This is a genomic window from Arthrobacter sp. Dra40 (assembly GCF_059091905.1).
In genome coordinates, this window is the sequence record NZ_JBNHHB010000229.1 from 1 (window position 1) to 7,736 (window position 7,736).

Below are 7,736 nucleotides of genomic sequence, written 5' to 3' on the forward strand. Positions count from 1 at the left end.
ATTAACGACGGTGGCGGCAGGCCACGGCATCAGGTTGATAGTGGCCACGGCAGCGGTGGTCTCATCTTGTTCCACCGCGGTGACCCTGCGGTCCAAAGACGCCAGCGCCATGGCATCCGCGCCGATTCCGCAGCCCAAGTCCGCGACGTGTTCCACCCCGGCAGCCTGGAAGCGCTGGGCGTGCAGGGCAGCGATGTTGAGCCGGGTGGCCTGTTCCAGCCCCGCTTGGGTGAAGAGCATTTTCTCCGCGAACGGGCCGAACTTCGCCTCGGCCTTGGCTCGCAGCCGCGACTGGGTCATGGCAGCGGAGACCAGTTCGGGGGAGTGGCCTGCCTTCCGCAGTTCGGTGCCGACCTGAAGGCTCTCCGCCTCGGAATACGGGCCGAGCGAATTCAGCAGTTCCCAACCCTCCGATGTCAGAATCGGCGCAATGTTTTCGGCGTGGGTCTCGGATGCCATGGATTCAAGCCTAGTGCAGCCGGTTCGGGGACGCTGACGGCCCGATGCGAGGGGCCGGAACAGGCTATGGGTAGTTCTCCCCATGGCCGAAAGTTCAAGATGACAGTACCCTCGGTAAGGAAGCTTACTGTGAGGAGGCCCGAATGATGTCCACACCTTATGACGGGTACGTCATGGATGTTGACGCTTGCCAAGCGGAAATTGACGCAGAACTTGGGGAGCTGATCCAGGCCGGCAACCGCGCCCGCCGTGGTTGGCAGGCCCTGTGGGAAGAGGTCTCTGAACCTGCCCCGGCCTGGCAGGCGGAGATGAAGCGACTGGCCTGAAGGCCGGGCAACCATGTTCCAGTCCAGCCACGCCACGAGGGCCGTGGACGCTGGTCGTGGCCGCCCCGCCGGCCATAGCATGGGCGCATGATCGATTCGGCGGCAACTTTCCTGTCCGCGGGCCGGTACTTCCGCGAAGTCTTGGCTAATGTGCCGCCTGCCGCGTGGAACGCCCCCGGGCTGGACGAATGGACCGTCCGGACCTTGGCCGGGCACACCAGCCGCGCACTGTCCACGGTACTGACGTACTTGGGCCGCCCTGCGGAGCGGGTGCAGGTGGAATCGGCCGCTGACTACTATCTGGCCACCGCTTTGGCCGATGACCCAGGTGTTACCCGGCGTGCCATCGCAGCCGGTCAGGAGTTGGGGCCGCACCCGGTGGATATGGTGGACCGGCTGCTGGCTCAACTGGAGAACACCCTGCCCTTGACCGAGGACCGGGTCATCGAAACGGCCGCCGGCGGGATGCGCTTCAGCGACTACCTGCCCACCCGGATCTTCGAACTTGCGGTGCACACCCTGGATCTGTCACGGGCCTGCGGCCTGGTGGCTCAACTGCCGCGGGACGTGGAACTTGAGGCAGGGTCTCTGGCGCTGCAGATCGCCGCCGAACGCGGGGAGGGCGCGCAGGTCCTGTTGGCCCTGACTGGCCGGACCATGCTGCCGGGCGACTTCTCCGTGGTTTAGCCCGGCGGACCCCGCCACCTCCAGCCCCTGCCACCAGGCGATTCTAGGGCGGCGGGTTGCGGATGCCGGCGGCGGAAACCAGTCCGCCGGCGAAAAGCAACAGCGCAGCGGCCAGGGCGGCGCGGCGAAAGCCTGCATAATCCAGCACGCCGCCGGTGATGGCGCCGGCTGCCGCGATGGCCACCAGCCCGGCGATGCGGGCCACCGCGTTGTTTACGGCAGAGGCAATCCCGCTGCGCTCCGGTGCTGCCGCGCCGAGCACCGCGGCCGTCAGCGGGGAGACGGTCACCGCCAGGCCCAGGCCTGCCAGCAGCACGCCCGGAAGGATCTGCGTCCAGAAACCGAGGGGCTCGCGCACGGAGATCATGAGCAGAAATCCCGTCCCTGCCAGCACGGGCCCCGCGGCCATGAACAGGCGGGGCCCGTATCGGCCTGAGAGCCGCCCGAACCGGGCTGCCAACGCCAGCGAAAGAACACTCATCGGCAATGTCGCCAGGCCTGCGGCGGCAGCGCTGAAGCCGGCGGCCTGCTGCAGGAAGACCGGGAGCGCGAACAGGCCCAGGGATAGCCCGGCATAGATCCCCGCCGTGGCGATATTGCCGACGCCGAAATTGCGCGCGCGGAAAATCCGCAACGGCATCATCGGGTTGGCGGCACGGTGTTCCCGCCACACAAAGAGCACCATACTCATCAGCCCGACGGCCAGCGGTACCAGCACCTGGGCGTTCTCCCAGCCGAGCCGCTGTTGCTCGATCAGCGCGAACACCGATCCTGCCAGCCCGAGGGCCGCCAGGCACGCGCCCAAGAGGTCGATCGGCGGCCGTCGCGCCGGCCGGGGAGGATCGTTGAGCCGCGTCAATAGCCACAGTGTCGCCGCGATGGGCAGAACGTTCACGGCAAAGACCACCCGCCAGCCCAGCGTGTCCACCAGCAGGCCGCCGAATACCGGGCCAAAGATATAAGCCGTGCCGGTCCAGCCCGTCCACACGCCGATTGCCCGGTGCTGGTCCCGCCCGCTGAAGGTAGAGGTGATCAGGGCCAGCGAGGCCGGTACCAGCAGCGCCGCGCCCCCACCTTGGACAATCCGCGCGGCCACCAGGCCGGCCGTTCCCGGCGCCGCCGCGCAGGCCACCGAGGCCGCGCCGAAAAGCAACAGTCCCGCCCGCAGGATCCGGACCCTGCCGAACAGATCCGACAGCGCGCCGGCAACCAGGATCAGCGCGCCCAGGGACAACAGGTAGCCGCCCACCACCCACTGCTGGACGGCGAGGCCCCCGCCAAGGTCACGGTCTATGGCCGGCAGCGCCACGCTCACCACGGAAGCGTCCAGGAAGGCGACAAAGGAAGCCAGAATGGCCACCCAGAGCACCGCGGATTCCCCGGGCCGCAAGGTTCCAGGCCGAGGGTGCCCGGATTGTGTTCGTGACCGGTGCGCAGGCATGATCCGGGATACTACTCCGTCCGGACACCGCCATCACGGCCGGACGTTTGCGTCGCCCCTTTTGCCCCCCAGTGATGCCCTTCCGGACAGTTCCGCGCGCCGGCCGGAGCGCTGGCCCGCCCGCTGCGGCTGTGCCAGTCTGGGAGGTGTCAATCCGCAGAGCGAAGGAGACCGCCATGGACAGCGCAGGGTTCACCCCAACTCAGGCTTTCAGTGGCTTCAGCGTCAACGACACGGCGGCTGCCAGGACATTCTACGGCGGGACCCTTGGCCTCGACGTAGCCGACGGGCCCATGGGCACGCTCGAGCTAAGGCTCCCGGGCGGCGCAACGGTGATGGTGTACCCGAAGCCGGACCACCAACCGGCCACGTTCACCATCCTGAACTTCGCCGTCGCCAATGTCGAAGCCGCCGTGGAGGAGCTCAACGGCCGCGGGGTGCAGACAAACATCTACGACGATCCCAACCTGCCCACCGATGCAAAGGGCATCATGCGCGGCAACGGCCCGGACATCGCGTGGTTCAAGGACCCGGCCGGCAATGTTTTGGCGGTCTTGAAGCAGTGACGGTTTCGTCCCGGCTCGGGCCGGCCGGTCATCGCCCGGCCGGTGTTCAGGCGAAGTAGACGCCGATCCGGTTGCCTTCGATCTCCTCGATCCGGATGTCGATTTCGTACACATCATGCAGCACGTCCGGCTGCATGATCTGGGACGGCGTGCCTTGGTGCACCAGCCGGCCGGAGCGCATGGCAATGATCGAGTCCGAGTAACACGAAGCGAAGTTGATGTCGTGGATCACGAGCACCACCGTCTTGCCCAGTTCATCGGTCATCCGGCGCAGCAACCGCATCATTTCCACGGAGTGCTTCATATCCAGGTTGTTCAGCGGTTCGTCCAACAGCAGGTAGTCGGTGTCCTGCGCCAGCACCATGGCGATGAAGGCCCGCTGCCGTTGGCCGCCGGAGAGTTCGTCCACGAACTTGTCCGCCATCGCCGTCAGGTCCAGGTACTCCAGGGCCTGGTCGATGAGGGCCTTGTCCGCGGGGCCCGGCCGGCCGTTGTTGTGCGGGAAGCGGCCGAAGCCGACCAGGTCCCGGACAGTCAGCCGGACGGTCAGCTGGTTGTCCTGGCGCAGGATGGCCATTTTGCGTGCCAAGTCCTTGCCGGCGGTGGTGCTGACATCCAGGCCGTCGATGGTCACCGCCCCGGCGTCCATGGGCAGCAGCCGGGACACCATGGAGAGCAGCGTCGACTTGCCGGCGCCGTTGGGCCCGATGATCGAGGTGATGCCGCCGTCCTTGATGTAGCAACTGACGTCGTCCACCACTGTCTGCGTGCCGTAGGTCTTGGAGACACCGGAGACATGGATCATTTGATGGAGCCTTTCAGCAGCAGGGCGATGAACAGGATGCCGCCGGCAAATTCAATGACGATGCTCAGCGCAGTATCGAAGCTGAACACCTGCTCGAGTACCAGCTGGCCGCCGACCAGGGCGATGGCGCCCAGCAGCACCGCGACGGGCAGCACGTACACGTGCCGGAAGTGGGAGCACAGCACGTAGGCCAGACTGGCCACGAGCAGGCCAAAGAACGTGATCGGCCCCACCAGCGCGGTGGAGACAGCCACCAGGATGGCGCACAGCATCAGCACGGTCGTGACGGCCCGCCGGTGGTCGACGCCCAGATTCAGTGCCGTGTCGCGTCCCAGCGCCAACACGTCCAGTTGGCGGCGCATCCGCCACACGGGGATGCTCGCCCCGGCAACGGCCACCGCCGAGACAGCCAGCAGCAGACCGTCCACATTGTTGAAGCTGGCGAAGAACAGATCCTGCAGGATGATGAACTCGCTCGGGTCGATCAGCCGCTGCAGCAGCGAGGAGATGCCCCGGAACATGGTTCCGAACACGATGCCCACCAGCAGCATCAAGTGCAGGCTCTTGCCGCCGCCGGTGAACAGCCAGCGGTAGAGCAGGAAGGAGAAGCCCACCATCAGCATCACCTCGATCACGAAGCGCACCGGCGCGCCCAGGCTCAGCAACGCCTGCCCGCCGATGCCGAACGTCAGCCCGGTCTGGATCAGCATGTAGAGCGCGTCGAAACCCATGATCGACGGCGTCAGGATCCGGTTGGCGGTCACTGTCTGGAACAACACGGTGGACACTCCTACCGCGTAGGCCACCAGAAGCATCGAACCGATCTTGATGGCCCTGCGGGGCAGGACGTAGCCGAGGTTGCCGCGCAGGTCGACGGTCATGAACGCGGCCACGAGGACGGCGGTCAGCAGGCCCAGCCCAAGGATCAGGGTCCGCGGCCGGACTGCGGTGAACGTGCGGCAGTTGCGCTGGGTCAGCGCGGACGGAAGGGCCGGATCAGCCATTCCTACGGGTCCTCAGCAGCAGGTACAGGAAGATGGCGCTGCCCACCGCGGAGACGATGACACCCACCGGGATTTCGTAGGGGAAGCGGATGGTGCGGCCGATGATGTCGCAGAGCAGCACAAAGCCCGCGCCGAAGACGGCCACCCAGGGGACGGCACGGCGGACGCTGTCGCCGAACGCCAGCGAGACCAGATTGGGCACCACCAGACCCAGGAACGGGATGGCGCCGATGTTGACCACCACCACGGCGCTGATCAGCGAGACGATGACCAGTCCCAGCGCCATGACGCGCCCGTAGTTCAGGCCGAGGTTGGTGGAGAATTCCTGGCCCATGCCGACCATGGTGAACCGGTCCGCGCACAGGTAGCCGACCAGGGCGAGCACCGCGACGACCCAGAGCAATTCGTAGCGACCGCGCAGTACGCCGGAAAAGTCGCCGATCATCCAGCTGTTCAGCGTCTGCAGCAGATCATAGCGGTAGGCGAAGAAAGTAGTGACCGCCGCGATGACACCGCCCAGCATGATGCCGACCAGCGGCACAACGAGCGTGTTGCGCAGCGGGATCCGGCGCAGCACCAGCAGGAACAGGCCGGTGCCGGCGGCTGCGAACACGGTAGCCACGGACATCTTGGCCAGCAGCGATGCACCGGGGATCGCCACCGTGACCACCAGGATGCCCAGCGAGGCCGACTCCACGGTCCCCACAGTGGACGGCTCCACGAACTTGTTTCGCGCCATCAGCTGCATGATCAGGCCGGCAATGCCCAGCGCCGCACCGGCCAGGACGACCGACAGGGTACGCGGCAGGCGGCTGATCCAGAAGATGTCCCACGCGGCCCGGTCACCGGCCAGCAAGGCGGGCAGTGACACATCGCTGACCCCCACGAACATGCTGGCAATGGCCAGCAGAACGACGGCGGTGCCCGCCCACGCGAGCTGGGAACCGGATCCGCGGGTGCGGTGACGGCGTCGCGCCGCGGCTGTTGCCACCGGGGCCGGACTGGAAATCGTGGAGGAAGCCATGGAGGGGGCCACCGCGTAGGCCGCCGGCGGGTTGTCGGCGGCCGTACGGGTGCTACTTCGTGATGGCTGCCTGGACGGCACTGATCATGGCGTCCGTATTATTCAGGCCGTAGCCCACCAGGTACCAGGATGCTGAATCAAGATAGGTGATGCTGTCGTTCCTGGCAGCGTTGGTGCCGTTGACCAGGTCGTTGTCCAGGACGGCAGCAGCGGCCTCCCCGGATTCCCCGACGGCCGCGTCGCGGTCGATAACGAACAGGTGGTCCGGGTTGGTCTCAGCGACGAATTCGTGCGAAATGGCCTCGCCGTGCGGTCCCTCGGACTTTACGTCAGCGGCGGTCTGCAAACCCAGGACATCGTGCACGATGCCGAAACGGGAGCCTGCCCCATAGGCAGTCATCTCGCCGCCGCTGGTCATCAGCACCAGGACAGTGCCGGCGTCGGCAGCGTCGGCCTTGGTGTCCTCGATCCTGCTGTCGATGGCGGCAAGCTTTTCGCTGACCTCGGCTTCCTTGCCGAAAATCTCGCCGAGGGTCGCAGAGACCTCCTTGAAGCTCTCCATCGGAGCCGCGGGATCAACGCTCAGGTCGATGGTCGGGGCGATTTTGCTCAGTTCGCCGTAGGCCTCGGCGGTGCGGCCGGAGATGATGATCAAATCCGGTGCGCCTTCGCTGATCGCCTCGAAGTCGGGTTCCTTCATGGAGCCGATCTTGGTGTAGTCGTCCCCGGCGTACTGTGCCAGCGGCTCGGGGAACACGGCTGCCTCCGGGACGCCGTCGACCGTGACGCCCAGGGCGGTGAGGCTGTCCAGCACCCCAAGATCGAAGGTGTAGACGGTCTCCGGGTTCACCGGCACGTCGGTGGTACCGGAGGCGTGCTCAATGCTGATCGTCTCGGCACCGGTTCCCGCTGCGGCATCGGTCTGCTGTCCGCACGCGCTCATGGCGAGCATGGAAACGGCTGCGGTCACAGCCAGCAGGCCGGACTTGAGGGGGTTTTTCACTGACACTCCATCGATCGTCAACACCGCTTCAGGCGAAAGAGGCATTAGGCAACATAAACGTTTGCTATTTGCGCGCAGTCTGAAAACTACCGGGTTAGGTTAGCCTTACGCAACTTGGCGGACGGAAGGGGTGCCGCTAGTCGTCACACCGCGGGCCGCTTCCAGGAATTGTTCCGGCCGGTCGTTGGCACTCGCCTTGACCGAGTGCTAACCCTTCTCATAGAGTCACTGTTAGCACTCTCCCCGTGAGGGTGCTAACTCAAGGAACCGCCTGCCGGCACCGCGACGACGGCAGACATCTCCTTGGCCCACCTATTCGTAGCGCATGAAAAGGAGAGAGCCGAGTGTCGGTCTCCATTAAGCCTCTTGAGGATCGTATTGTTGTCCAGCCGCTCGAAGCAGAGCAGACCACGGCCTCCGG

9 protein-coding genes and 1 pseudogene are annotated in these 7,736 nt (G+C 65.9%); 4 read left to right on the plus strand and 6 right to left on the minus strand.

The window, feature by feature from the left end:
* A partial coding sequence (locus AC5RWT_RS32115) for a DUF8688 domain-containing protein (RefSeq protein WP_494083755.1) occupies positions 1–459 on the minus strand: 459 nt, incomplete at its 3' end.
* A 143-nt stretch (positions 460–602) separates the two neighbouring features.
* On the opposite strand from AC5RWT_RS32115, the gene AC5RWT_RS32120 reads away from it, so the two are divergent.
* Together AC5RWT_RS32120 and AC5RWT_RS32125 are read left to right on the plus strand one after the other, a co-directional pair.
* A complete protein-coding gene (locus AC5RWT_RS32120) occupies positions 603–785 on the plus strand; it encodes a hypothetical protein (protein ID WP_494083756.1) in 183 nt (60 codons plus the stop codon).
* Positions 786–872: 87 nt separating this feature from the next.
* Positions 873–1,472, plus strand: a complete 600-nt coding sequence (locus tag AC5RWT_RS32125) for a maleylpyruvate isomerase N-terminal domain-containing protein (RefSeq protein ID WP_494083757.1) — start codon at positions 873–875, stop codon at positions 1,470–1,472.
* Positions 1,473–1,515: 43 nt separating this feature from the next.
* Here AC5RWT_RS32125 and AC5RWT_RS32130 read toward each other — a convergent pair whose 3' ends face one another.
* Positions 1,516–2,832, minus strand: coding sequence for an MFS transporter (locus AC5RWT_RS32130; RefSeq protein ID WP_494083758.1), 1,317 nt, complete (start codon positions 2,830–2,832; stop codon positions 1,516–1,518).
* A gap of 257 nt (positions 2,833–3,089) precedes the next feature.
* Here AC5RWT_RS32130 and AC5RWT_RS32135 point away from each other — a divergent pair, with 257 nt between their 5' ends.
* Positions 3,090–3,479, plus strand: a complete 390-nt coding sequence (locus AC5RWT_RS32135; RefSeq protein WP_494083759.1) for a VOC family protein — start codon at positions 3,090–3,092, stop codon at positions 3,477–3,479.
* 46 nt (positions 3,480–3,525) lie between these two features.
* On the opposite strand, the gene AC5RWT_RS32140 is transcribed toward AC5RWT_RS32135, so the two are convergent.
* The 4 genes from AC5RWT_RS32140 to AC5RWT_RS32155 are packed head-to-tail and all read right to left on the minus strand — an operon-like array spanning position 3,526 to position 7,315.
* The gene (locus AC5RWT_RS32140) at positions 3,526–4,284 is read right to left on the minus strand and encodes an iron ABC transporter ATP-binding protein (protein WP_494083760.1); all 759 of its coding nucleotides are present in this window, start codon (positions 4,282–4,284) and stop codon (positions 3,526–3,528) included.
* Complete coding sequence (locus AC5RWT_RS32145; protein WP_494083761.1) at positions 4,281–5,288, minus strand: iron chelate uptake ABC transporter family permease subunit; 1,008 nt, start codon at positions 5,286–5,288, stop codon at positions 4,281–4,283. Before AC5RWT_RS32145 ends, AC5RWT_RS32140 begins: the two co-directional genes overlap by 4 nt.
* Positions 5,281–6,312, minus strand: a complete 1,032-nt coding sequence (locus tag AC5RWT_RS32150; protein ID WP_494083762.1) for an ABC transporter permease — start codon at positions 6,310–6,312, stop codon at positions 5,281–5,283. Before AC5RWT_RS32150 ends, AC5RWT_RS32145 begins: the two co-directional genes overlap by 8 nt.
* A 52-nt stretch (positions 6,313–6,364) precedes the next feature.
* Positions 6,365–7,315, minus strand: a complete 951-nt coding sequence (locus AC5RWT_RS32155; RefSeq protein WP_494083763.1) for a siderophore ABC transporter substrate-binding protein — start codon at positions 7,313–7,315, stop codon at positions 6,365–6,367.
* Positions 7,316–7,659: 344 nt separating this feature from the next.
* On the opposite strand from AC5RWT_RS32155, the pseudogene AC5RWT_RS32160 reads away from it, so the two are divergent.
* Positions 7,660–7,736, plus strand: a pseudogene (locus AC5RWT_RS32160) (co-chaperone GroES); the annotation flags it as partial.